At 34.5% G+C, this 22,288-nt stretch carries 28 protein-coding genes; 7 read left to right on the top strand and 21 right to left on the bottom strand.

What is annotated here, in order from left to right:
• The coding region (locus Q0A18_RS05955; RefSeq protein ID WP_292009238.1) for a PH domain-containing protein at positions 1-216 on the top strand (216 nt) is incomplete at its 5' end.
• A gap of 186 nt (positions 217-402) precedes the next feature.
• On the opposite strand, the gene Q0A18_RS05950 is transcribed toward Q0A18_RS05955, so the two are convergent.
• The 9 genes from Q0A18_RS05950 to Q0A18_RS05910 form a co-directional block, all read right to left on the bottom strand.
• Positions 403-1,215 (bottom strand): PRTRC system ThiF family protein, encoded by an 813-nt coding sequence (locus tag Q0A18_RS05950; RefSeq protein ID WP_159109212.1) that lies wholly within the window; start codon positions 1,213-1,215, stop codon positions 403-405.
• A 5-nt stretch (positions 1,216-1,220) separates the two neighbouring features.
• Positions 1,221-1,961 carry a PRTRC system protein B gene (locus Q0A18_RS05945; protein WP_159109211.1) on the bottom strand — a complete coding sequence of 247 codons (741 nt, stop codon included), beginning with the start codon at positions 1,959-1,961 and terminating at the stop codon, positions 1,221-1,223.
• 39 nt (positions 1,962-2,000) lie between these two features.
• Positions 2,001-3,176, bottom strand: coding sequence for a hypothetical protein (locus tag Q0A18_RS05940; RefSeq protein ID WP_228050464.1), 1,176 nt, complete (start codon positions 3,174-3,176; stop codon positions 2,001-2,003).
• A gap of 72 nt (positions 3,177-3,248) precedes the next feature.
• A complete protein-coding gene (locus Q0A18_RS05935; protein WP_159109210.1) occupies positions 3,249-3,467 on the bottom strand; it encodes a PRTRC system protein C in 219 nt (72 codons plus the stop codon).
• 11 nt (positions 3,468-3,478) lie between these two features.
• A complete protein-coding gene (locus Q0A18_RS05930; RefSeq protein ID WP_159109209.1) occupies positions 3,479-4,039 on the bottom strand; it encodes a PRTRC system protein E in 561 nt (186 codons plus the stop codon).
• 6 nt (positions 4,040-4,045) lie between these two features.
• Positions 4,046-4,504 (bottom strand): hypothetical protein, encoded by a 459-nt coding sequence (locus tag Q0A18_RS05925; RefSeq protein ID WP_159109208.1) that lies wholly within the window; start codon positions 4,502-4,504, stop codon positions 4,046-4,048.
• Positions 4,505-4,530: 26 nt separating this feature from the next.
• Positions 4,531-4,728, bottom strand: a complete 198-nt coding sequence (locus Q0A18_RS05920) for a DNA-binding protein (RefSeq protein ID WP_078777602.1) — start codon at positions 4,726-4,728, stop codon at positions 4,531-4,533.
• Positions 4,729-4,730: 2 nt separating this feature from the next.
• Complete coding sequence (locus tag Q0A18_RS05915) at positions 4,731-4,940, bottom strand: addiction module toxin RelE (RefSeq protein WP_159109207.1); 210 nt, start codon at positions 4,938-4,940, stop codon at positions 4,731-4,733.
• Between the two features lie 34 nt (positions 4,941-4,974).
• Entirely contained in the window at positions 4,975-5,373 is a 399-nt protein-coding gene (locus Q0A18_RS05910) for a single-stranded DNA-binding protein (protein WP_078777600.1), read from the bottom strand.
• Positions 5,374-5,967: 594 nt separating this feature from the next.
• On the opposite strand from Q0A18_RS05910, the gene Q0A18_RS05905 reads away from it, so the two are divergent.
• Positions 5,968-6,144: a histone H1 gene (locus Q0A18_RS05905; protein WP_024566199.1), complete on the top strand. Its 177-nt coding sequence runs from the start codon at positions 5,968-5,970 to the stop codon at positions 6,142-6,144.
• A 69-nt stretch (positions 6,145-6,213) separates the two neighbouring features.
• On the opposite strand, the gene Q0A18_RS05900 is transcribed toward Q0A18_RS05905, so the two are convergent.
• From Q0A18_RS05900 to Q0A18_RS05860, 9 genes are all read right to left on the bottom strand, one after another.
• Positions 6,214-7,053, bottom strand: a complete 840-nt coding sequence (locus Q0A18_RS05900; RefSeq protein WP_292009237.1) for a toprim domain-containing protein — start codon at positions 7,051-7,053, stop codon at positions 6,214-6,216.
• 420 nt (positions 7,054-7,473) lie between these two features.
• Positions 7,474-8,571: a hypothetical protein gene (locus Q0A18_RS05895; protein WP_024566247.1), complete on the bottom strand. Its 1,098-nt coding sequence runs from the start codon at positions 8,569-8,571 to the stop codon at positions 7,474-7,476.
• A gap of 59 nt (positions 8,572-8,630) precedes the next feature.
• The gene (locus Q0A18_RS05890; protein WP_024566246.1) at positions 8,631-8,837 is read right to left on the bottom strand and encodes a hypothetical protein; all 207 of its coding nucleotides are present in this window, start codon (positions 8,835-8,837) and stop codon (positions 8,631-8,633) included.
• A 56-nt stretch (positions 8,838-8,893) separates the two neighbouring features.
• Entirely contained in the window at positions 8,894-9,586 is a 693-nt protein-coding gene (locus Q0A18_RS05885; protein WP_292009236.1) for a helix-turn-helix domain-containing protein, read from the bottom strand.
• A gap of 11 nt (positions 9,587-9,597) precedes the next feature.
• A complete protein-coding gene (locus Q0A18_RS05880; protein WP_024566244.1) occupies positions 9,598-9,849 on the bottom strand; it encodes a DUF3853 family protein in 252 nt (83 codons plus the stop codon).
• 32 nt (positions 9,850-9,881) lie between these two features.
• Positions 9,882-10,424 carry a hypothetical protein gene (locus Q0A18_RS05875; protein ID WP_159109205.1) on the bottom strand — a complete coding sequence of 181 codons (543 nt, stop codon included), beginning with the start codon at positions 10,422-10,424 and terminating at the stop codon, positions 9,882-9,884.
• A gap of 17 nt (positions 10,425-10,441) precedes the next feature.
• Positions 10,442-10,702, bottom strand: a complete 261-nt coding sequence (locus Q0A18_RS05870) for a helix-turn-helix domain-containing protein (RefSeq protein WP_024566242.1) — start codon at positions 10,700-10,702, stop codon at positions 10,442-10,444.
• A gap of 234 nt (positions 10,703-10,936) precedes the next feature.
• A complete protein-coding gene (locus Q0A18_RS05865; protein WP_024566241.1) occupies positions 10,937-11,782 on the bottom strand; it encodes an RteC domain-containing protein in 846 nt (281 codons plus the stop codon).
• Positions 11,783-11,829: 47 nt separating this feature from the next.
• Positions 11,830-13,506, bottom strand: coding sequence for a helix-turn-helix domain-containing protein (locus Q0A18_RS05860; protein WP_024566240.1), 1,677 nt, complete (start codon positions 13,504-13,506; stop codon positions 11,830-11,832).
• Between the two features lie 307 nt (positions 13,507-13,813).
• Here Q0A18_RS05860 and Q0A18_RS05855 point away from each other — a divergent pair, with 307 nt between their 5' ends.
• The 4 genes from Q0A18_RS05855 to Q0A18_RS05840 all read left to right on the top strand — a co-directional run bounded on the left by Q0A18_RS05855 (position 13,814) and on the right by Q0A18_RS05840 (position 15,318).
• Positions 13,814-14,062 (top strand): hypothetical protein, encoded by a 249-nt coding sequence (locus Q0A18_RS05855; RefSeq protein ID WP_024566239.1) that lies wholly within the window; start codon positions 13,814-13,816, stop codon positions 14,060-14,062.
• A 36-nt stretch (positions 14,063-14,098) separates the two neighbouring features.
• Positions 14,099-14,263 carry a hypothetical protein gene (locus tag Q0A18_RS05850; RefSeq protein WP_155246372.1) on the top strand — a complete coding sequence of 55 codons (165 nt, stop codon included), beginning with the start codon at positions 14,099-14,101 and terminating at the stop codon, positions 14,261-14,263.
• 11 nt (positions 14,264-14,274) lie between these two features.
• Positions 14,275-14,709, top strand: a complete 435-nt coding sequence (locus Q0A18_RS05845; RefSeq protein ID WP_024566478.1) for a MauE/DoxX family redox-associated membrane protein — start codon at positions 14,275-14,277, stop codon at positions 14,707-14,709.
• Between the two features lie 288 nt (positions 14,710-14,997).
• Positions 14,998-15,318 carry a hypothetical protein gene (locus Q0A18_RS05840; RefSeq protein ID WP_024566434.1) on the top strand — a complete coding sequence of 107 codons (321 nt, stop codon included), beginning with the start codon at positions 14,998-15,000 and terminating at the stop codon, positions 15,316-15,318.
• A gap of 54 nt (positions 15,319-15,372) precedes the next feature.
• Here the strand turns inward: Q0A18_RS05840 and Q0A18_RS05835 are convergent, their stop codons facing one another.
• From Q0A18_RS05835 to Q0A18_RS05825, 3 genes are all read right to left on the bottom strand, one after another.
• Positions 15,373-16,716, bottom strand: coding sequence for a RagB/SusD family nutrient uptake outer membrane protein (locus tag Q0A18_RS05835; protein ID WP_024566435.1), 1,344 nt, complete (start codon positions 16,714-16,716; stop codon positions 15,373-15,375).
• A gap of 10 nt (positions 16,717-16,726) precedes the next feature.
• Positions 16,727-19,939, bottom strand: a complete 3,213-nt coding sequence (locus tag Q0A18_RS05830; RefSeq protein WP_080666749.1) for a SusC/RagA family TonB-linked outer membrane protein — start codon at positions 19,937-19,939, stop codon at positions 16,727-16,729.
• Between the two features lie 125 nt (positions 19,940-20,064).
• Positions 20,065-21,354, bottom strand: a complete 1,290-nt coding sequence (locus tag Q0A18_RS05825; RefSeq protein ID WP_080666748.1) for a redoxin domain-containing protein — start codon at positions 21,352-21,354, stop codon at positions 20,065-20,067.
• Positions 21,355-22,001: 647 nt separating this feature from the next.
• Here Q0A18_RS05825 and Q0A18_RS05820 point away from each other — a divergent pair.
• A partial coding sequence (locus Q0A18_RS05820; protein WP_292009235.1) for a hypothetical protein occupies positions 22,002-22,288 on the top strand: 287 nt, incomplete at its 3' end.

Below are 22,288 nucleotides of genomic sequence, written 5' to 3'. Positions count from 1 at the left end.
TATCTTACGCTTTCCACAGGTATATTAGGAAAGATATTTTCCGATATTTCATTAAATAAAGTTGAAGGAATGTGGGTGCTTCAAAGCTTTTTAGGAAAGATGCTGAATTTCGGATCTTTAGTTGTAACTACCGGAGGAGTAACCCATTTGTATTCTATTGAAAATCCAATGGAGTTAAGAAACTTTTTAACCTATTCGCAAAAACATTCTAATTAAAAGAATAGTTTACTCTTTTGCAATTAATCATTATAAATCAATTCCGCAACCTTTTTTCAAAAGCATTGAAAGCCAAAGTCCGGCTATGCTTTTATAATATGGTTGCTCCGCTTTTCGCAAAAATGCGTTTCCGACCAAAGGAAGGAAATGCATTTTTGCCGCCTGATATTTTTCAGACGGCAAAAATTACGCAACCTTTATAGGTTGGGAATGAAAATTCTTAAGATTTAGGAAAAATCCTCTGTTTTCGGTTAACCCATTTCGGAATAGATTCCAAAGTAATGAGCTTCCCATTTGTGCCAGAGTTGAATTGATAAACAAATCCTGTTTTTGTAGTGCTTCTGCAAGGGAACAGCTTGGTGTATCATCCGCTGTTTCGGATTGCCGTAATAGTTCCTCAAATTCCTGTGTAACATACGGCAAATATGATACTGTCTCATATTTTTCAGAATCAGGTTGGGAAATATCACCAATCGTGGCAAGCAACGCCTGCCCTGAATTTAAGTTATTACCTGTGTCAATCCAATATTTTGGTCTATTACTGTACATTCTTCTCCTTCTTTTTAATTCATCCAGAATATCGGCAATTTCAAATCGGGATTTTACATTATCAGTACATGATATATAAATTGAGGACTGCATATTCTCCTGAATCCTGCCTAAAGAATCCCTCTCAAACTTTCGGACTTCTGCTTTCCAATTCGTACCAGACCAACGATTTGCCCTATTTATGAGGGCTACTGCTTTTGGCAGACCTACCTCACACTGCGCAAAGCGCTGTCTGCCCTCATTTGCATGCGTTACAATATCATCATCCCACAATCGTACCTGTAGTCCTGCGTGTTCTAGTTCAATTAAAGAATGGTTCATTTCCATTAATGCTGTCAGCATTTTTGAACCTGTTCCACCAGCTCCTATAAGATTTACCGTTACAGGGTTAGTCGGATATATAAGGCTTTCATCCGTAAAATGGATTTTTAATTTTTCAGTAGCTTTCATTATTCTTAGATCAGGTGTTTTAAGGTTATATTTGAATTGATTAATACTTCTATCGGAAAAACTTCTTTTGTTTTCATCTGCTTTTTCCACAGGTTCACACAGTTCCCTTTTACTGGATTATGACTTCCTATCAGGTGGCTGAAATAAGAATTGAAAAAATATTCTTCCCATTTCTTCATAAACTCTTCCAGCGAGGCAGAATTTTTAATATTAATATCAACTGATCCCATGCATACATTTCCTGTTTCATACACATTAAAAAACGGAGCGTAGAAAAGTGGTGTTTTTTCTGTGGGACGTTTGTCGGTTTTAAGTGCAAATATTTTTATTGTCTGCTTATTAGCACACCATAATAATGCAGGTACTTTTGCTACTCCACTTGGGATAGACAATCTTTCTGTAAAGAACATTTGTCTTTCCTGTGCTTTGGTGTACCAAATTACCTTTCCATTTTCAGAGCCATCAATAAAAAGTACATTTGGAGAAATAATACCACTTGGTTTTAAAAAATCTTTGTCTTTTTTATTTTGGATGGTGAGTGTTTTGGCTAGTCGCTGTGCTTCCCTTACAGTTAAGGGGTGGGCATTAATAGGATTTCCATTACTGTCAATATCAAAATGCTCTACATACATATCGGGATGATGTCCTTCTGCCTGATAGATGAGTAATGCTGATTTAGGGTGGTATAAAGTACCAAAATTATGGGTAATATCAATTTCCTTGTTTTCATTTATAGTATTTCTCATAGCTTTTCTGTGATTTATATTATTATTCAATATGATAGTTTAATTAAGCAGTCTGCATAATTCATTTAAAATTTTAAATAGCTTACTCTCAAAATCAAGATTTTCATCCGTGACATTGCTTCCGTCAAAAGTTTTAAAAATCATCGGTTCCTGCGTTTCCCCGTATTCATTAAATTCGTTATTAACACAATCCATAAGATTGTCATAAATAAGCCCATCACTTTCTGCAAAAAAGGAAATGTATTTATCCATTGTAATAACCGTCTCCTCATTATAATATTCATCATCATCCGCTTCTTCAACTCTTACCACATTATTATAGTACGTATTTCTAAAAACGCTTGCATCAGGATATTCTCCGTAAAGTTTAAATGTTTTTTCAGCCAGTATAAAGCATTCTTTGTCAAAACTGTCTTTCGGCTTAAACTGTTTCAGACGCTCTGCAAAAAAGAGAAGATTTTCTTTGCAGGCTATCTTTTGTTCCATAATATCCCCAATGATCTCAGCTTTTTGAAGCTCTTTTTTACTGATATGATTATCATCTACTTCTTCATCCTGTTCAAGCCACTCCGTAAGCATTTCGTATATCCAATAGAGATAAGAACCCTCCTGTCTGTAATATGGAATATCAGCAATTCTATACAGATAGGTGCAAACTGATAAAAGTAGAAGACCTGTCTTATTTCTTCTCTTATTTCTAAGCACCTGGTAAAGTCGTATAACAGGAATGTAATAAAGTGTTGCTCCCGTGTTATAGCGCTCCTCAGCCACAAAAAAAGTTTCATCTCCTTTTTCTATCAGGCGGATATTTTCCCAATTTTGGACTTTGCCTTTCAACTGCCTTTGGGTGTCCCAAAAGCTAAGGCTGATATTATAAGGATAATTAAAATTCTGTGTAGGCAGTGGATTAATACCATAATGATTGGTTAATAAAGAAAGGGATTTATAAAAACCCCTTTCCATTTTAGTTATATGCGGTTTGCCTTCCCAAGAAAACGCTTTATCTTCCTTTAGTTTGGGCATAAAACAGATTTTCAGAAAAGCATGGGAAGTTCCGATACCGGAACCGATCTCCGTTTGTCTTTTCTTATTTCTGAACTGTCTTTTTCCCACTTCATCCATTCTACAAATTCCATGAGTTGTCGGTGCAGTTGTTTTTGCTTTTTTTCTTCGGGTGGCAGAATAGTTCCCGATATTATTTTTTGTTTCATTCATCTTTATTTTGTTATTGGTTAATATTATAATGGCGATTAGCAGTAATAATGGTCTAACCGCCTTTTATTATTTTTAGCCTTTCGTCCCCATCACACTTTCAAACCGATATTCCACCGCATCATCTTTGATTTTCGGTGCTGATACCTTTGATGTAGTTAATAGTGGATAGGTATTGGCATAAAAATTCATCACGGCTTCTACGCTCCATTTAGGCTCAGGGTCTGTTAATCTAATTTCCTGACCGTTATCTCTGAGGATAAAAATTCTTTCTAATTGGGCTACTAATAACATAACTATTGATTTTAGAGTTGAAAATTTGATTCTTGCTCCATATTTTCTACATCCTCTGTATGAAACAGGCTTGGCGCAAAATGTCGTTCATACTCATCCTGTTTCTTACGGATAATTTCTGCATAGCCAGGATATTCAGAAGTCTTTGGAAGTGCTGACCAAGCTTCTTTATATTTGCCCTCCTTTTCAAGATCTTCTGCTTTCTGTAAGGCTTCCTTATATTTCTTCTCTTTGGATTCTTTTTCCTTCTTTTCCTGCTCAGTCTTTTCTTTTTCCATTGCAGATTTTTTTCTGGCTTCATCCAACTGCTTCATAAAATTTTCCATATCTACCATTAACCCTGATGCTGTTTGCAATGGTGTAGCAACGCTGTCAAAAAAGCCGTTGTCTAATTCTTCTGCTGTTCCCCTTAAATTAAGAGGAGGAATGACTTTTCTAGCTTCGTCTCCGCACTGCTCATTATTGAGCAGTACGGAAAGGACAAAACTGTTTTCACTTGCCTGTCGGAGTATCAATTGTAAATCTCCGACAAGGTTTAATTTTGTAAGTTGTCTGAAAAAATTGGTTTGCATAACTTATTAATTTGTAAGTGCGATGGAGTATTTTATAAGTTCTTCGAGTGGAAAATCTTCTGTCCAGAAATCTTCACCCGTGTGTTTACCATAGGTCTGATACAAGGCATAACCACTTTTAAATATGTGGAGTGTATGGGAAGTAAGCTTGTTTTCAGGTATGGATAGCTGTGCAAGTGCTTCTTCGTCCAGTTTCACAAAAGACCATATTCTACCCTCCAATAACTCTGTGGAATCTGGACATATCTTATCATCATCTTTATAAAATGTAATAGATGCATCCGAGTACATCATCGAAAGAAGCATATAATCTTTAGAAAAGGGTTTAATATTATCAATCCGTTTTTGTTGTTCTTGTTTCCAGTCCTCTGAAAGAGCAATGATGGCAAAATCACAATAGTCCCATTCGCTGTTGGTGTTGGCTTTTATCATTAAATATGATGTTGGTTTATCTGATCGTTTCATTTTTTATTTTTTTATATTATGAGTGATTATTTTTCAGGAGTAAAAACTCCATTGATATAGTAGCCTATGAGAATTTCCCAAAGCCGTATTAAGCCATTGGTATCTACATAGTAATTTTCTGACCTGCTACAATAAATGATATATACAGGCATACCCATATAATCTTTATTATTGCTATATGCCTTTGCTAACTTCTTAGCTTCCGTTCTTGATGGTGTTTTCATAATCAGGATTTTTCATAGATGTATGTTCCGCTACTTTTGAAGGAATCAGTTCCCTGTGTCATTCTTATTTCCATGTTGAATTTCTTTGATAAGCTTCTTGCATGATGTACCGCTGTTGTCCTGTCACAATGGATTTCTAGGTATACTGTTACTTGCTCCCATTCTTTTCGGTCACTACGGGATTTCATTTGAAAATTATATTGTGATTCCATAAATGCTTTTTTAAGTTATTACCAGAGGTAAATATTAAAATGGCAGATCATCATCCGTATCACCTGCAAAAGGATGGATTGTTTCCACCTGTGCATTTTGTTTCGGCTCACTTTCAGAATTTTTTCCACTACTATGAAGCTTAATGCTTGATGTATGAAAATTCAGCCCTGAACGGATTTCTCCGTCTTTGCCTATCCATGCACTTGAACTTACTCTGCCTGATAATTCTACCAAAGCACCTTTAGTAAGAATTTTGGCAACATTTGGACTTAACCAGTAAGAACAATTGAAATATGTAGTCTGTTTTTTGCGCTCACCTTCCTTAGTCTTGTAGCTATCATGAGTGGCTACTGAAAAATTCACAACTTTTTTGTTGTTATTCAATGTTTTGATTTCTGCATTTTTGGTAATTCTACCGATTACTGTGTTCATAATGTTAATTTTTAATTGTTGAAATTTTTAGGTTAATTGATTGGGCATCGAGGACACTTGGCTTTTCTAATTCTTTATTCTAAATAGAAAAGGCAGTATTTATCCTTGTTTTTATTTATTTCTCCGTTGATGTCAAAGAACGTCTGCGATCTAATTGATTGGTTTAACTGAGGTTCCGGCTTTTTTCTTTGCCCATGATCATAGTATAGTATCAGGCACTTAAAACCGGAATTGAAAGCATTGAAATGGAGGCTCCGAAATCTTTTTGTCCGCAGGATTTAGGAGTGTCTGGAAAAATTATTGGAGTGAAGCGAAAAGAATTTTTGTAGAAACCCAAAAAGATTTTTTTGAGTGCCTGATGCTATACTACATTTGCAATAGTAAAAAAGCCCTGGATCTCAGGCAAAACTTAAATTGAGCAGCGTGGTGTCATCCAGAAATATGGAAAATCATTAATAAATACCGCCCATTTCTATAATTAATTTTGAAATAGGGTTTTTACTTCGGGAAAGATATTCTGTAAACGATTTTAAAATAATACTTGCCTATAAAATCTATTATTTTAAATTTGCAGGCTTAAAAAAACAATCTTTTATGAAAGAACTATTAGAAAAAATCAATGCAGAATTCGAAACTTTTAAAGCGGATTCAGATCTTCAGTCTGAAAAAGGAAATAAGGCAGCCGGAATGAGGGCTAGAAAAGCAGCTTTGGAATTAAGCAAGCTTTTAAAGGATTTTAGAAAAATTTCTGTAGAAGAAAGTAAGAAATAGTTAAAAGCTCCCGAAAAAATTTTCGGGAGCTTTATTTTTAATATACACTTGGGCATTCTTAAGAATGATTCAGTATTTTCTATGGCAAAACCATTCATTAAGATCCTTAAAGTCACTGTAGATTAGAGAACAGTCTTCTGCATTTTCATATTTCATTATTATTTTTTCCGTAATCTGTTTTCCGTTAGCATCATTATCAAGGAAAAGTGAAATTTTATGATACTCACTTAACTTTTTCTCAATTTTAAAAAGCATTGCCGTAGAATTTAAGATAAGATAATCTGAAAGATGGTTGTCTTTATTTTTCATACTCATATAGGTCAAAAAATCAAAGAAGCCTTCAAATACAGCAATATCATTGGCGTTATTCTTAATCAGTGTTATATCTTTATCCCCTAAGCAGATTTTAAAGTACTGATTTCTGATTTCAACCCCTCCGGAATCATTGGTAAAACCGACTGCGAAATAATTTTTCGATTTTAACCGAAAATGAATTTCCTTTACTAAGTATCTCTGCTCATAAACCTTTCTCTCTTTCAAATACCTCACTAAAGCGGGGTGAATAATCTCGCGCATTTCAGAGATTTCATAAGTTTTTGTCCCCTGGGTTTCTTTTTCTTTCTCTTCAGTTTTATCCTGTGAAAAGTCCAGCCTTTCAAGATATTTTAAGGCATCAGACACTGAGCACTTATTGATAGCTTGGACAATTGAGATTACATCATAGCTCTTCCCTATTCCAAAGTCGAATGCCCTATTTTTCATAAAATCCACAGAAAGACTAGGTGTTTTTTCTTCCCGATCCAATGCAAAATAGAAAGCTGTCCGAAGATTCTCCTTTGTTTGAAACAGATTGAAGGATTCCAAAACCCTTTTAATTCCGATATTTTTTTTTATTTCTTCACAGTTCATTTTTTCTTTTTTCAATGCAAATTTTCCCGTCTCTTTTCCTTTTAAATAAAAAAAGACTTTTTAATTACTTTTAATATACTTTTAGTGATTAGCCACACTGCCCTATGACAAAGCATCCATCTTCAATTCGGAATGAGTACAATTCCGAATTCCACATGAGTACAATTCCGAAATACAAATGAGTGCAATTCCGAAAAAACAGCTTTTACCAGATGAGTACAATTCCGAATCTGATTTTGTTTTCTACAGTTATTTTTACCTTATCTACAATTCTCACAGGATTTACAATACCTACATGAGTGCAATTCCGAAATCAGCCTTATGAAAATCTAAATTTTAACATTTTCTTAACTTCAGCGAGTGCAATTCCGAATTCCGAATGAGTACAAATCCGAAATACGGATGAGTGCAATTCCGAAATCAGAGAATAACAGGGTAACCGTTTGGCAGTATTTCCGCCATTTTCGTTTCTCTGTATAATTGTATAATATGTTCCTGTATTTTGCTCAAAAAAGCCACTCCCTGAAAATGTGTAGACTGTATCCCTTTCAGCCTATTAATTCTCATGAATTCACCAAAAGCCTTTTCTATGAGCTTACGGGTTTGTGGTATTGTTCTATACTGATAGGAAAACTGAAGCATCTCCCTCTCCTGTAGACCATATCTTTTTCTGAAGTAATTTAACCTTCTTGTAATTTTTGACTTTTCCGGGGTATTCTCCAGTAGATCTTTATCAGCTGTCATTTTAACATAAAAAGGATGAATGAAAATAGAATCCCCTTTATAATGATAGTTGAATGAAAGGTTATTGTATTTGTTGAAATTTATTTTTGCAGTTTTGAGAAACTTGAAACAAAAATCATTAGCACTTTTATAGTTCAGTCCAAACTTTTTATTCAGTGAAGAAAGCTTCATCATTGTTCCATCTTCAGGAAGCTTTGAAAGCCAGATGGCAAAAATAATATGTTTGTTGTTTCTGATATTATAAACCAGATTATAAAGGATATAATTATACTCAGGAATAATCATCAGCTTTTTTAGCCAATAGCTACTGATCAAAAAGCTTGTATATCCACGCTGATCATAACTTGGTGTGGATATAAGCCCTCCAAAGGTTTTAATCTCCCTTCCCACGGAATTTAGCGATTTATACCAACCCATTTTAAATCGGGCCAAAAACTCATACGCTTCTATAACTTGTTTTGTCGAGCTGCTTGGAGAGATTTTATTATTCCGGATTTTAATGGATGCAAAAATATTATTTTCAGTTTCAAATTCCTGGTCAAACAGAGAAAGCTGCTTCGGACGATCTTCAGGGCGGAACTGTTCACTACTGATAATCGAAATAATATTGAAAATAACACGAAGTGCATTAATCGGAATATCAGCAGCCTCCTGGTCTTCAAAAATAAAATCGTCTACAAAATGATTTCCCAGGCGTATTCTATCGGGATTTTTTTCACTCTTATCCTCAAATTTCTTTCTGACAAGCCTCAATTCTTTTTCCGAAACAGCCATAATCTATATTTAAGTGCGTTAATATTGTTTTCTTTGTAGAATGTTATTTGCATTGGGTTCTATAACAATTTAATGCCCAAATTTTTTAATGTTTTTGTGCCATCAATGATATTATAATATATACACTCTCCATTTTCATCTCTTCTGAAAACTCTTTTTTCTACTTTCCCGAAGTTTGGAATTTTAACTTTGCGGATTCCCTGATACTCAGAAGCAGTACCATTTATACTTACTTTTTGCCCAAGTTTTAAATCTGATAATTTCATTTTATTATTTTTTTAAATTTTAATAGATAAACATTTGTAATTTTGCTGTTTAAGGGTTACTTTGGATGTTTAATATTAGGGATTGTCTCCACGGAAAACAGTCCTTTATCAGTTTTGTTTTTCATGTAGGGTAAAATATTCTTTAATGAAGACTTCCAATTGGTTATTGGTTTTCCTAAATTATTTTGCCAGCCATTACCTGCCCATAAAGCGTATTTCTCCTCAATATCTGAATCCATAGAGTCCTCGTAACCATCTAATGTATGTGCATACGCCATAAATTCTTTCAAAGAAGGTTTCTTGGTTGTTTTAAAAGGCTTAAGGATGTTGTTGTGAAGAAGTGTACTCTCTTTTTGCTCTGTAGTTTCGGGAATAGGTATGTCAGATGGCTCTACCAGAGGTGAATTCTCTCTTTTTTCCACGATTGAAGCCTGGAGGTTCTTTTCTGTCTGTTGAACTTTTTCTTGACCAGGGACTTCTAAAGGATAATCTAATACGATTCTGTAAGAACAGGAAAGTCCTTTTCTACTTTCATACTGAATTAGTCCTAAATTCCGCAGCGCTTCTTTGGCAGGTTTTATCGTTTTTCTCGTTAAACCCAACGTTTCACTCAGCATTACATCGGAAATAACGACATTGTATCCGTTATTATCACTTGCCCTCTTCAGAAGATAGAGATACACAACAGTAGCAGTAGTACTGAGCCTTGCTTTTGGACCAAATTCCCAAAACCTTTGTATGAGCTCCAAATAATACACCATTACTTCCCGGCTAAAAGCTCTAATACTTTTTGCTTATCAATAATGATAATCTTCCCCTTTTGAATAATAGCTTCATCCAAAATTCCCGAAGATTTTATTTCAGAGGCTTTTGATACAGAACATCCCAGAACCTTTGCTAATCCTTTCAGTCCGTATTCATATCTACTCTCTAAGCCAAGGCTTTTAGCAATTTCTAAAAATTCCTCAACCGTTAGTTTCCAAATAGGTGTTTGTGGATCTATCTTTTTCATTCTCTTTTTACTTTTACTGAAAATCTTAAATTTTAGCTCCCTTGCCTTCCCTCTTTAGCAATCCAGTTCCTTGCTGCAGCCTGCCAGCTGTTCATTAATTTTCCTCCACTTAATTTCCAATTCCGAGAATCATAAAAGGAATAGAACTTATTTGCCTGATTAGAAAGTAAATCACGTTCTTTAAAATACAACTCTACTTCATAAAATTCCGGTATACAGAAATGATTTTCCTTTTGTACCGATAGTTCTTGCTCCCAAAATGCTGTATTTGCGAAAATTTCAGACTCGTCAAAATCAATAATTTCAACAAGGCTTCCTTTATAAGCGTCATAACTGGGAGAATAAACAATGAATCCTGCCAAATGTAGTTCTTTGATACACCTGTGGTAAGTTCCGAAAGATTTTATCTTACCTAATTTCATGACCTCCGAACGGCAGATACGAAAAGGATTTTGAAACCCGCTTTTACTCCAACACTGAAAAAGCGCAACATATATACTGATATGGGAAGGACATAACCTATTGTCCTTAATGACATGCTCAAAAAAATTGATAATATCTTTAGTTTGGTTCATGATTGCCTTTTTAGATATTATTTGGATTTCATAAGAAGCTTCTCAATGTCTTTGTAATTGTAATACAAGAGCCCTCCTATCTTCGTATAAGAAAGGGTTCCGTTGATCCTTAGATTCTGTAGTGTTCCCGAAGAAATATTAAGCAGCTCTTTAACTTCAGAAGTCCGAAGCCATAGTTTCTGCTGTGTCGTTCTTACCAGAAGCAGTTCTTTAATACCTTCCAGCAGTTCTATTTTAAACTGCTGAAGGTCTTCTTTGGTGATGATCGATATTGCCATGATTTCAAAAATTATTTATTGAGGCAAATTTTCGGAATCAGGCGGAATTTCTTTCGGTAGTTTTTCGGTACTACCGAAAGATTCCATCCTATACATCACCAGTAAAGAGGAGAAGAAAACAATGATATGTGTATTATCTCTAAAAAATGAAAAAATACCCTGGTACAGGATATTAATCTCACAATATCTTCTCTATATCTTAAAAAAATAGCTGAAAACAGCTAATAAAATAATCTAAATGTCCATATCATCCAGATATCGCTCTAAATTATTCCTGAGCAATAACAAAAATTTAGTTCTGTCTGTTTTTCTAAGTCGTATTTCACCTAAAATCTTATGATAATTTCCCAAATTGATATGTAATGAGTTCTCTGCCCAACGGAAAAGTTCTGCCAAATCAGAATGTCCCCCATTAAAACATCTGGTTTGATGAAGTGCATACAATAGTTCAATAAGTGCAACTTTAGGAGCGGTCCATTCCAGATTTTTAATTTGACTGATTGATTTCTCTTCGCTCTGCCCTGCATTAATTTTACTTGTCAAATAATGATCTAAAAGGTCATTGGCAAGAATCTGAGAAACAATATGGTCATGTGATGTAGAAAACTCCTCATCATAGCTGTATAACTCCGGACTAAGCTTTAATTTAAAGTCAAACTTAAAGCGGACAAAATATTTTTTATCCAAATAAGTAGATTTCCGGCGGTAATAACTAATGAATTCTTTTTGCTCATTATAGAAGTACAGAAGATTAGATCTCTCATTTTCATAATATGACTTTAATGCATGAGGATCAGCATAAGGTTTTGAGGCTTCTATTGCCAGAACTTTAGAATAGTAAATATAAACCGCTGTAAATTGCGGTTTAGTGTTCTTGAAAAAATGGATTTCATCGCTCCAATCTGAAAAACGGTATTGTTTAAGAAGATTTTTTAGTTCCCGAATGGCTGTATCTGTCTCCATCAGGATTTCTTCAGACTTAAGAACAATATCATTATCACTTCTGTTAATCTGATCTACAGTTGCCAATAAATTTTTCCAAAGCTCATCAATTTTTTTTCTGAAATTTTGTCGATTCATACGTTATTTTTTTAAATTCTGACGTAAAAATCGGGCTAAAAAAAATCTTAGATTTTCTTTAATTCTTCTTTTCTTTTCCTTATAAAGTCAGTAGGTCTTATACCATTAATCTCCATAAAATGTTCCGAAAAAACCTGTCGGTTGGCCATTCCACACATCTGTGTTAACCCCTCAATACTATAATTAAGGTATTTAGGATCTTCAAGCAAAAGATTGGTAATGTATCTAATACGTGAAGTTTTCAGATACATCGTAAATGTAAGATGATAGTGTTCGTTGAGAACATAAGATAAGAGAGTTCGGTGACTACCAATCATTTTGGCAACAATCGGTAGCGTCAGACTACCTTGGAGAAACTGTTTACTCTTTTCAAAATTTTCAAGTTTTAATCTTACCTCTTCAATGACTTCCAAACTGTATTCATTTTTTTCAGTTAAAGAAACCGGTAAAGACCTATTAAAGGGATCTCCTGTCTCTGGATTATTGAAATTCTCCGATAATTCCTGATACCTTGCATTAAGTTCTTTCTCCTTCTTTCGAAATCTCACAACTAAAAAACACAGTATAATCGAACCTGTAATTATAGAAAGGCAAAGTATGATAACACTGATATTTTGTTTTCTCTCCAGACTATTTTTTTCTTTCAGTAAAGTATCTGTATCATATTCACGATGAATTTTTGATGAAAGCATTGCAAAATCAGTATTAATGATGGAATCCGCCTTCAATAATTGATTGGTATAATACAGTTGTTTTTGAGAGTTACTTCTTTGCTTTGCATCATGAATTAAATATTCATAACCACCTCTAATTTCAGGGGTAATAACCCAGAATCGATTCACCAGTGAATCCACCTTATTTAAGTAAAGTAGTGATTCTCCCCTCTTACCATTCAACCAATAAGCTTTACCTATATAAAAATAAACTGTGATTAGTGATGCATAATCCTGATTATGACTTAGGATGTTTTCAGAAAGCTTTAAATATTTTAATGATTCATCTAATTTATTTTTTCTTAGAAGCTGAATTCCTTTACCTTTTTGAAAATAGCCATACTCTAAGGACAGTTGTTTGGTATTATGCAGCCTTTCCAAACCAATATGAATGAGAGAATCCTCCTTATGGTATAATTGCAGGTTTTTGTAACAACTGCTTAAGCGGTAAATACTGTTAAAATATCCGGATTCATTATTAAGCTTAAGATTAGGATGAAGATTTTTCACCATATTTTTTTCAAAATATTGGGCAGATATTTCAAAGAGTTCGGCTGCCTCCTGATAATATCCCAAATAACTTTTCACCATTCCTAAATGATAAACGATTTTGTTTTTAAGATAATTATCCTTCGAATCCTTGGAAAACTTAAAAGCCATCAAATACTGATCCAGAGCAGATTTATACTGCCTTTTGTTATAATAATAAATGATACCTTTGCCCAGGTAAGCCCTGGAAATCTGATCAGGATTATTGTATTTTTTAGCCGCTATAATAGCGCTATCTGCATAAATCAACTTATCATCAATGTCCTTATCATAATAAATTGCCTCTTCATACCCCTGGATCAGTTCTTTATAATTACACTCTTCCTTTGCTTTCTCAATATACATTCTTACAAATTCTAAGGCCCTTTCATCATTTTCGGAATAAGCATCAATTAAGCCCGAAATTTTCTTATAAGATTCTACCTGATATTTTTCAATAGGTTTTTGCCCTTGTAATAACATCAAAAGGCAATTAAAAATTAGCAACAATATTTTATTATTAGTGGACATATCGAAAAAACGTCCACTAAATTAATTAAAATCATCATTTGGAGACTTATTTTCAGTTCAAAAACAAAAAATATTTATTACAATCTGATTACCAGTCATATAAAACAAAATTTAGTGGGTAGAAAGGATACTTTATGACGTCATAAAGTATCCTTTCTACCCACTATTGCTTTTTTCAATCACTTGGGCATTCTAATTTAGCCTCAGAATTCTAATAATAAAACCGGCCGGGATAACTTTTAAACCATCATTAATAATCATGAAAAAGTATATCTCAATTTTAAGTTTAGCTTCTGTAATATTTATGTTCTCTTGTGAAAGAGATGTTTCAGATTCAAATAATCCGCAGCAGAAAGAACAAAGTAAAAAATTGCAAAGCCAAAAAATATCAGCCCAAAATAAAAACAGTGCTTATGAAGAAACAGATCAGGACCAGGCAGCAAAAGATGATGAGGAACCTAAAAGGGACAAACAGCATTGGAGAGTTAAAAAAGATACCGTCAGGTAATACATTTTAATGCACTCAACCTTTAAAACCATAGGAGTGGAAAACAAAAAAATATCACTAAGCACCGGAAAAAAATGCACGGTTAGCGGGGAATGGGAAACTGAAGGAAAAATCAGCACAATTGTTTATGTCTCAAAAGGTGAAATAATGCCACCATATTGCGGTAAGAATGTAAAATGGATTTTAGTTAAAAAAGGATAATTTTTTTGATAATGGAAACAAATAGAATCAAAACAATACTTGTACAGTTTACAGTTTATTTTTTCATATTACTGTTTATTTATGCTGCTATTAGTAAACTGATGGATTTTTCTAAGTTTCAGACACAATTGGAGCAAGTGTTTCCATCTCATAATTATGCTGCTATTATTTCCTATACTACAATTATACTGGAATTGCTAATTGCCGGACTACTTTGCTACCGAAGAACAAGAAAAACAGGTTTAGTATTTAGCCTCATATTAATGATAGCCTTTACCTGTTACATATTTGTAATCCTAAATTTCAAAGAACACATTCCTTGTTCCTGCGGGGGAATTTTAGAAAAAATGGGATGGACAGAGCATCTATATTTTAATATTGCGAGCGTAATATTAGCCAGTGGCGCTCTACTGGTAATAAATAAAAATAACTTAAAATCTTATTGAAACTATTCTATGATAAGAGTTACAGTAAGAATTTATATGTGTACTTAAATTTATTGTTTAACCTTAAAATTAGGCAGTCGAAAACTGCTTAAACTTCAAAAACTTAAATGTATTTATTAACCACAATTTGTTTGAAAAGTCTGAGGAATAAATAATATTTGGTATAGCAAGGCTTATTTATAGCCTATAGATACAAAGGATATATCCAGTTTATTATCTCACTGCTTACCAGGCAAATTTCTAAAGTTTTTATGGTAATCTTTTTTGATCTTAAAAAAGACCTGAATTATGAAAATTAACCAATTTTTTAAAACTAATGCTTTAGCTATTGCTGCTATCATCTTTGCTGGAACTACAATGTCATTCAAATTGGCTGAAAAGAAAGCTGCTCCTCAGGATTTTTATTACAATAGTAGTGATATTAGTCCTAATGCATTCCACAATGTAGCGAACTGGAATACAACTATGCCTACTGACTGTTCAACAGAAGAACCAGTAAGACCTTGCAAAGTTACTGTTCCTGAAGGAAGTACTTTAAGCAGTGTTCTTGGCTCCAAAACCAATAGTCAGGTATTGGCAATATCACAGGGTTACAGACCTGCTCCTTAATTTATTAAGGTATAAAAATTGTGAGGCTATCCCGAGTGGGATAGCCTCTGTTGTTTATCTGGGATTTTGTGGCATATCAGTCATCTTAATAATATCCTCAGGAATGGCTATGGCATAACGAGGATCATTAGGTGGCAGCGTATAGACTTTATTGGCAACGGTTCTCGTTAAAGTAATATGAGCTCCATCTCTGTTATATCGCTTTAGATCAGCCCACCGAAGTCCACGAAATAAAAGTTCTTTTCTTCTCTCTTTAGCTATAAGCACCAGTGCTTCATCCTTACCATTTACAACAAAAGGAACAAAGGTTTCAGTTTTCCATCTTTTTATAAGTAGCCCGTTAAGTAACTTCATAGCGTTATCCACATCACCTAGTCTTGCATAACTTTCTGCTGTACTGAGATAAATTTCATCTACAGCCATACAGGTCATTCTTGAAGAGTTTCCACCGTAATTACCTTTAAATAATACATCCTGATTCGTATTCATCCTAAAATAAATGGATTTTCTAAGGTCGTTACTACTATAACTATCATATAACTCCTTTGGAATTTTAGCTATACTACTCGACAACAATGGAGAGTATACCATATAGGTATGCAAAAGTACTTCCGGATTCATACTCTTTACAGGATATGAATCCAAAGGATTCAATGTATTAAAATCCATTAACGTTCCATTATATTCTAATGCTTTATTTCCATATTTCAATGAATTTCCATAGTCTCCCATATAAAGGTATACACGGGATAAATATCCAAGTGCCGTTACTTTTGACGGACGAATCACCGAAACCTGTTTTTCAGGAAGTAAATCTACTGCTTCATGCAGATCCTTTAGTATTTGCTTATAGGTATTTTCAACACTGGTTCTAACAGAAGCTATATTCATATCAGGACTCAGGCGTAGTGGCAATCCTAAATCACTACTTGCAGTCCCTTTGTTATAAACAGGGCTGTATATTTGTGCAGCTTCCAGATAGATAGCAGCCCTCAGAGCGAGAGCCTGACCTCTTAAGTTCTCTGCTCCGGCAATCTTATAATGATCAATATTAAATAAAACGGTGTTACATACATTAATTCTTCTGTAACAGCTTCCCCAATCATTCTCATCATTGTTAGAAACATGATCTGGCTGCCATGTGTACAGTCTTTTTTCAAATTCATTGCTGAGTGTATTATAATCAGAATCCAGTATATAAATATCATCAGAAGAGATTTCTCCACTGATACTATTGTTAGCCGTAACATTATAGGTTCTGTCCAGCAGCGCCTGATTATCCTCCAATGTTTCAGGGGTAGAAAGCATGGTATCTGACTTTTCATCTAAAAAATCAGAACAGCCTATGCCCATATTTAGAACTGATAATAATAACAGCGATAATACTTTATTTTTCATAATTCAGGTTTTAAAATTGGACACGAAGTCCCAGTGAATAAGTAGTTACAGGTTTCAAAGAATAAGTACCCCAGTTATAATCCGGATCTATCCCTTGTTTATTGGCTCTCCACAATATCCCTATGTTATTTATATTACAATAGAGCTGAAGGTTTTTAAGTCTTAAAGTTTGTAGTACTTCCTTTGAAAAACTATAATTTAAATTGATATACTGAAGACGGATGTGGTCTCCCTTTTCTACCAGTGCTTCAGATCCAAGATAAAAAGCATCTCTGGCAGAATTACTCTCATATCTATTGGAAGGAACATTGGTGTTAAACTCATCTCCCGGCTTTTGCCATCTGCCAGTATAATCACTATGCCCATCACGATTCATAATAAGATCTGTATAGCTTATGGAACTTCTTCTAAACCAATACCCAAATTTGTATGTAATAGCGACATCAAGACTTAATTGCCCATAACTAAAATTATTGATAAACGAACCATATTTTGTAGGGACTGCTGAACCAAAATAACGTAAATCCTCTACACCTTTTTCTGAACTGGTGATTTGTGAATAGTCCTTACTCACTTTACCTTCTACATATCCCTGTGGATCACCCGTCACAGGATCTAATCCTGCCCATTTGTAGGCAAATATTGAAAATACAGGTAGTCCGGTTATTCCTGATATGGGTACTTGTGAGCCTGAACGGGAAACAAAATTGCTGGCAAACATAGTGGAAAGGTAATAGTCTGTTACCTGATCCTTATAGGTGCTAAAGTTCAGAATACTATTCCATTTAAAGGCTTTATCTATATTTCTTGTTCTAAGCTCTACATCAATTCCATTTCCTTTCATTCCGGCTACATTCCACAACATCGATTTTATTCCGGTTGTATAATCCAGCGGTGCTTCTCCAAAAAGATTATTCCCTTCCTTCTGAAAGTATTCCACAGATCCGGTAATACGATTATTTTTTGTGGCAAAATCAAGACCCATATTAATCATTTTTATCATTTCCCATTTCAGATTGGGATTATAATACTGATCTATTCTCGCTGTTCTCCCTCCTGTATACACCGATACATTTGAATCAAAAGCGATTGTGGTTACTGCCACCATTGCAGGGTCTATGTTTCCGTTAAATCCGTAAGAACCCCTTAACTTTAGATTAGGAAGCCAATCCACATGATAAAAATTCTCATTGGATATGTTCCATGCCAGTCCTGCTGACCAGAAAGGATTCCATTGGTCATTGGTCTTTAGTCCAAATAGATTGCTCGCATCACGCCTTACACTCCCTGAAATGGTATATTTCTTATCATAAGTATAGGCAGCATTGGCATAGAGGGATAAAAAACGAATATTAGTCTCCCTAAGTGACATGACCTTGGGTATAAAATCCATATTACCCGTAACGTAGTTGGGATATTGATTCGTGTAATCAACAACACCTACAGACTGGTTACGTGAATTATATCCATAATATTGATTACTTTCATACTGGGTAGAGGTTTCCCGCATCTCTCCTCCTGCTATAACAGAGATATTATGCTTTAACCAGGTATTGTTATAATTAATCTGTCCCCTTAAATTATTAACAGTTGCAAGGGTATTACTCTTTATCATGATTCCGCCTTTGGGTACGATAAAACCAACGCTGCCATCTGCATTAGACCTTGCGAAGCTATTAATCATATTTCGGGCATAATAGCTTTCATCATCATTTAAATTGGTAGTAAGTCCGCTTAATCTTTGATATTGATACTTAACATCTATATCCAGCCCTTTAAGAATTTTGTAGTTTACTGCTGCATTTAAAAGTATTTCTGTATTATCATTTTTTACTGTTCTGTGCTGCCAATCGGTTAATGGATAATAATTCCAATCCATCAGACCTTTTCCCTGCAAAGAGTTTTTATAGTTCTGGTCATAAAGGGAATTTACGATAAGGGGTGTTCCCTGAGCATCTGCAAATTCCATATAAGGAACTTTCCATACCCCGTACATATTAATACTGTTGTATGCACTTCTTCCACTTTGGGTTTGAGCATTAGTAAAATAAACGCCTGTAATCACAGATAGACCAGAGAAAGGCTTCCATGTATTCTGGAACCTTGCATTAAACCGCTGGTATTTTTCACCCAGATTTCCACTATTATCATCATATCCAAAAAATGATGTCCATGAGAAATTTGGAGCTCCGGCAGAGATATTCAGGGCATACTGACGGTTTTCAAGAGGCAGGTACATATATTTTTTATACTGATCACGAACGTCAATACTTCGCAGTCTACCAATTTGTGCCATCACATCGGCACTGGACATTAAGCCTTTCTGCTCTTTGTTAAGAAGATCGACAACGGGAGTCAAGACCGGATGAGAGGGTGAACTCAAATCACTGTTATAGTATCCTTTTTTAAAGAGCTCCATTTCTACATCTATAAAATCACTACTTGACATCTGTTTAGTATAACCTAAATCTGGTTTTGCACTAAGTGTTAAGTTTGCAGTAAAGTCAATTGACATCGACTGATTGAATTTTGCACCTTTTGTTGTAATAACAATCACTCCGTTGGCTGCTCTTGCACCCCAGATACTTGATGCAGCAGCATCCTTAAGAACGGTTACACTTTCTACCATATTAGGGTTTATATTTTTAATATCTCCCTCATAGGGAAAATTATCCACTACTATGAGTGGAGATTTAGGTCCCTGAAGGGTACTTAGCCCCCTTACCATGAGTTGTCCATCTTCTGTAATACCTTTGGTCATACTAAGTCCGTTAGCTACCGCCGGGAGTCTGTCAAGGATATTTGTGGTAACTTGTTGCTGTAAAAGCTTGTTATCAATTGTTGAGAAAGATCCTGTAGCCCTTTCTTTAGGTATTCTTTGATAACCTGTAGAAATATTTACAGCTTCAATTTCATTAATTTTACCTGTCTCTTTATTCTTAAGGTATATCACCAATGGCTTTTCCTTTTGAAATTCGACAAGCATAGTCTTATTTTCATAGTTCTTACCAAATAGGTTTAAACGGGTATTCATAGTAGGAACCTTAAGATTAAATCTACCCTCAGCATCTGTAACCGTTACAGCTTTTGAATCCGGTAAAGAGACAGAGATTCCACTAATCGGATAGGATGTCGTCTCATCCAGTACGATACCTGTTACCTGCTGTTGCGCCATTATTGCAATTCCCAAAAGCATGCTTGGGAATATTAAAATTTTCTTCATTATTGTTTAAAATTTGAAATTAAACTGGACTCTGTTTTATAGAATGATATAAATGATAAGAGATTCTCTTACTGATTAAGCCTATGGTTAGACCAATTCTACTATCCTTAAGTCACTATAGCCCGTTATTTTTTGTCTTTTACAACCAGCATCGGGATAGTTCGGGTTTCCTCTACAAGAGCCAGATCATATTTCCCAAGTTCATGCTGAAGAGTTTTAAGGTCTGAGGAATTTGAGAATTGCAAATCGATATTTCCTCTATATCCCGTTTCATCTATCACCGGTAGTGATGTTGTTTCACCAGTAGCATTTAACCCGGATATAAGATGACCTATAGTAGCATTTTTAAGCACAGATGGAGTTTTAAAAAATTGATCTACAGTTTCTCCTCCTTTAGTGGCAATTTTATCTTGGTTAGAGGTTCTTTTTAGAATCAGACATTTCACCTGTCTCTTTTCAATACTTGCTGTATAGTCAGAATTTTCATTCACATTTCTTAGCATTTTATCATAGAGCGAATCTGCCTGCTCCTTTGGAACTATATATTCAATACTATATAATTTATCAAAGTCTCCACTTTTGGTGGTATCAAAATCTATTTCTTCAGGTTTATTCACAAGATTGATCAATCTTTTATCGGTAAACTGATCTCCAAATTTTTCAAATAATTCATAGGAAATTCCTTTATAGATGTTCATTAATGAAAAATTGGTAAACTGTCTGCCATAAACGACTTGTCCATCCCTATGAAATCCTGAACCATACGTAATAGCCCTAATTCTGCCTTTTACAAACAGGTTATATCCTTTAAGGTGGGCTAGTTTCTCCAATTCAAAATTCTCAGAGAGCATTAATGGTCTTTTACGGTCGATTTGAATAACTGTTTGAAGGGAGGATTCTCCTCCTTTTAAAGCTTCCAGAAGTGTAGCCTCTGAAACCTGCCCCGAATCTGTGGTGTTAAAAACTTTTCCATCTTTGATCCAAATAATATATGGTACAGCAGTGTGTGGAAACAGATTATGGAATAACTGATCTCCAGTAACCGATAGTACACCTTTATAACGCTGTCCATTTTTAGATGCAAAGAATTTTTCAAGGGTGGCTCTATCCTGATTGCTGACTGCCAGTATTTTTATCTTGTCTCCAAACTGTTTCTGGAGTTCTTCCATCTTTGGAAAATTAGCAAGGCAGGCACTGCACCATGTATTCCAGAAGTCCAGTAAGATCAATTTATTTTTATCTTCGGATAATTTTATAGTTTTCTGTGGATGATTGACAACCTCCATTGGGGCAGTCCAAACAGAATTTGGTACAGCATCACCTATTTTCAAAGATTTTTTTTGTGAATATGCTGAAGTAGCTACTGTTATGGCTAAAATAAGGGACACACGCCCCCTGCAAAAGAAATTTTTCATACTTTTACTTAGATTATTAATAATAATTATTACCAGCTCTTCTGTGTGTTCAAGTAAATTCAAGGCTACTATAGCACAGGAAGGGCTTTTTTAGGGTTTGATTAAGATAAATGACTTAGGGACATGATTTCCCCTTCAGCCAATAATGTTCATAGGCAGTTGAAATTGTATTTTGAAAAGCAGGGAAAATATATCTCATAACTACATTTCCCCACTAAATGCAAAAAATCTGGTGATAAGGATGAAAAAAAGATTTCATAAATAAGGATTGCTCCCGCAATGGTTGTACACCCACTGTAACTGTCCACAGTGATACTTTTACGGTAGGAGCGTCTTAGAGAATTGTAGAGTAAGTGGACTGCATAGAAATAAAAACGGCATGGTACTCTACAAATCCGCTTTTGAGGCACTGGTATACCTTACGTACAGATAAGAGAGCCCACGCCTAGGTCGTGAGCATTTCTACTTATCATCTCGTACGTTAAAAATTACCAGTTTTCAAAAGCGAGAATCTAAGCAATAGCTTCTATTTATTAATCGTTGAAGTATCGCAAAGTTACTGTTATTGTAACTTATAATGCAAATATAATAAAAATAACGACATATACGTCGTTGAGAATGCAAGTTTTTATGAATTATTTTATAAAATGAATTATCAACTACAATCTTTTAGATACAGAGTAGCTGTGGGAATCACTTTCAAAAAATTGAGAGTGGCAATAAAGATTGATAATAAAGCAATGACTCAACAATACATAAATAACGATATTTTTATCAAATATTCTAAATCTTGGAATGCAGCAAGAGAAGAAGCATTACCAAATACAACACTTGAAAACCTTTTTATTATTGCTGATTACTTTAACATTAGTATTGAAGAATTATTTGAGCAAGTCGCTAAAGTTTCTAAAATTGAAATTGATTCTGCTATTAG

The sequence above is a fragment of the Chryseobacterium sp. genome, assembly GCF_022712095.1.
GTDB lineage: Bacteria > Bacteroidota > Bacteroidia > Flavobacteriales > Weeksellaceae > Chryseobacterium.
The sequence above is the reverse complement of the archived record's forward strand: the minus strand, read 5'-3'. Positions and strand labels throughout refer to the sequence as shown.

Excerpts from the sequence above, each read along its gene's own strand:
- Q0A18_RS05950 (WP_159109212.1), bottom strand. The coding sequence starts at position 1,215 with ATGAAAGCTACTGAAAAATTAAAAATCCATTTTACGGATGAAAGCCTT.
- Q0A18_RS05945 (WP_159109211.1), bottom strand. The coding sequence starts at position 1,961 with ATGAGAAATACTATAAATGAAAACAAGGAAATTGATATTACCCATAAT.
- Q0A18_RS05940 (WP_228050464.1), bottom strand. The coding sequence starts at position 3,176 with ATGAATGAAACAAAAAATAATATCGGGAACTATTCTGCCACCCGAAGA.
- Q0A18_RS05935 (WP_159109210.1), bottom strand. The coding sequence starts at position 3,467 with ATGTTATTAGTAGCCCAATTAGAAAGAATTTTTATCCTCAGAGATAAC.
- Q0A18_RS05930 (WP_159109209.1), bottom strand. The coding sequence starts at position 4,039 with ATGCAAACCAATTTTTTCAGACAACTTACAAAATTAAACCTTGTCGGA.
- Q0A18_RS05925 (WP_159109208.1), bottom strand. The coding sequence starts at position 4,504 with ATGAAACGATCAGATAAACCAACATCATATTTAATGATAAAAGCCAAC.
- Q0A18_RS05920 (WP_078777602.1), bottom strand. The coding sequence starts at position 4,728 with ATGAAAACACCATCAAGAACGGAAGCTAAGAAGTTAGCAAAGGCATAT.
- Q0A18_RS05915 (WP_159109207.1), bottom strand. The coding sequence starts at position 4,940 with ATGGAATCACAATATAATTTTCAAATGAAATCCCGTAGTGACCGAAAA.
- Q0A18_RS05910 (WP_078777600.1), bottom strand. The coding sequence starts at position 5,373 with ATGAACACAGTAATCGGTAGAATTACCAAAAATGCAGAAATCAAAACA.
- Q0A18_RS05905 (WP_024566199.1), top strand. The coding sequence starts at position 5,968 with ATGAAAGAACTATTAGAAAAAATCAATGCAGAATTCGAAACTTTTAAA.
- Q0A18_RS05900 (WP_292009237.1), bottom strand. The coding sequence starts at position 7,053 with ATGAACTGTGAAGAAATAAAAAAAAATATCGGAATTAAAAGGGTTTTG.
- Q0A18_RS05895 (WP_024566247.1), bottom strand. The coding sequence starts at position 8,571 with ATGGCTGTTTCGGAAAAAGAATTGAGGCTTGTCAGAAAGAAATTTGAG.
- Q0A18_RS05890 (WP_024566246.1), bottom strand. The coding sequence starts at position 8,837 with ATGAAATTATCAGATTTAAAACTTGGGCAAAAAGTAAGTATAAATGGT.
- Q0A18_RS05880 (WP_024566244.1), bottom strand. The coding sequence starts at position 9,849 with ATGAAAAAGATAGATCCACAAACACCTATTTGGAAACTAACGGTTGAG.
- Q0A18_RS05875 (WP_159109205.1), bottom strand. The coding sequence starts at position 10,424 with ATGAACCAAACTAAAGATATTATCAATTTTTTTGAGCATGTCATTAAG.
- Q0A18_RS05870 (WP_024566242.1), bottom strand. The coding sequence starts at position 10,702 with ATGGCAATATCGATCATCACCAAAGAAGACCTTCAGCAGTTTAAAATA.
- Q0A18_RS05865 (WP_024566241.1), bottom strand. The coding sequence starts at position 11,782 with ATGAATCGACAAAATTTCAGAAAAAAAATTGATGAGCTTTGGAAAAAT.
- Q0A18_RS05860 (WP_024566240.1), bottom strand. The coding sequence starts at position 13,506 with ATGTTATTACAAGGGCAAAAACCTATTGAAAAATATCAGGTAGAATCT.
- Q0A18_RS05855 (WP_024566239.1), top strand. The coding sequence starts at position 13,814 with ATGAAAAAGTATATCTCAATTTTAAGTTTAGCTTCTGTAATATTTATG.
- Q0A18_RS05845 (WP_024566478.1), top strand. The coding sequence starts at position 14,275 with ATGGAAACAAATAGAATCAAAACAATACTTGTACAGTTTACAGTTTAT.
- Q0A18_RS05840 (WP_024566434.1), top strand. The coding sequence starts at position 14,998 with ATGAAAATTAACCAATTTTTTAAAACTAATGCTTTAGCTATTGCTGCT.
- Q0A18_RS05835 (WP_024566435.1), bottom strand. The coding sequence starts at position 16,716 with ATGAAAAATAAAGTATTATCGCTGTTATTATTATCAGTTCTAAATATG.
- Q0A18_RS05830 (WP_080666749.1), bottom strand. The coding sequence starts at position 19,939 with ATGAAGAAAATTTTAATATTCCCAAGCATGCTTTTGGGAATTGCAATA.
- Q0A18_RS05825 (WP_080666748.1), bottom strand. The coding sequence starts at position 21,354 with ATGAAAAATTTCTTTTGCAGGGGGCGTGTGTCCCTTATTTTAGCCATA.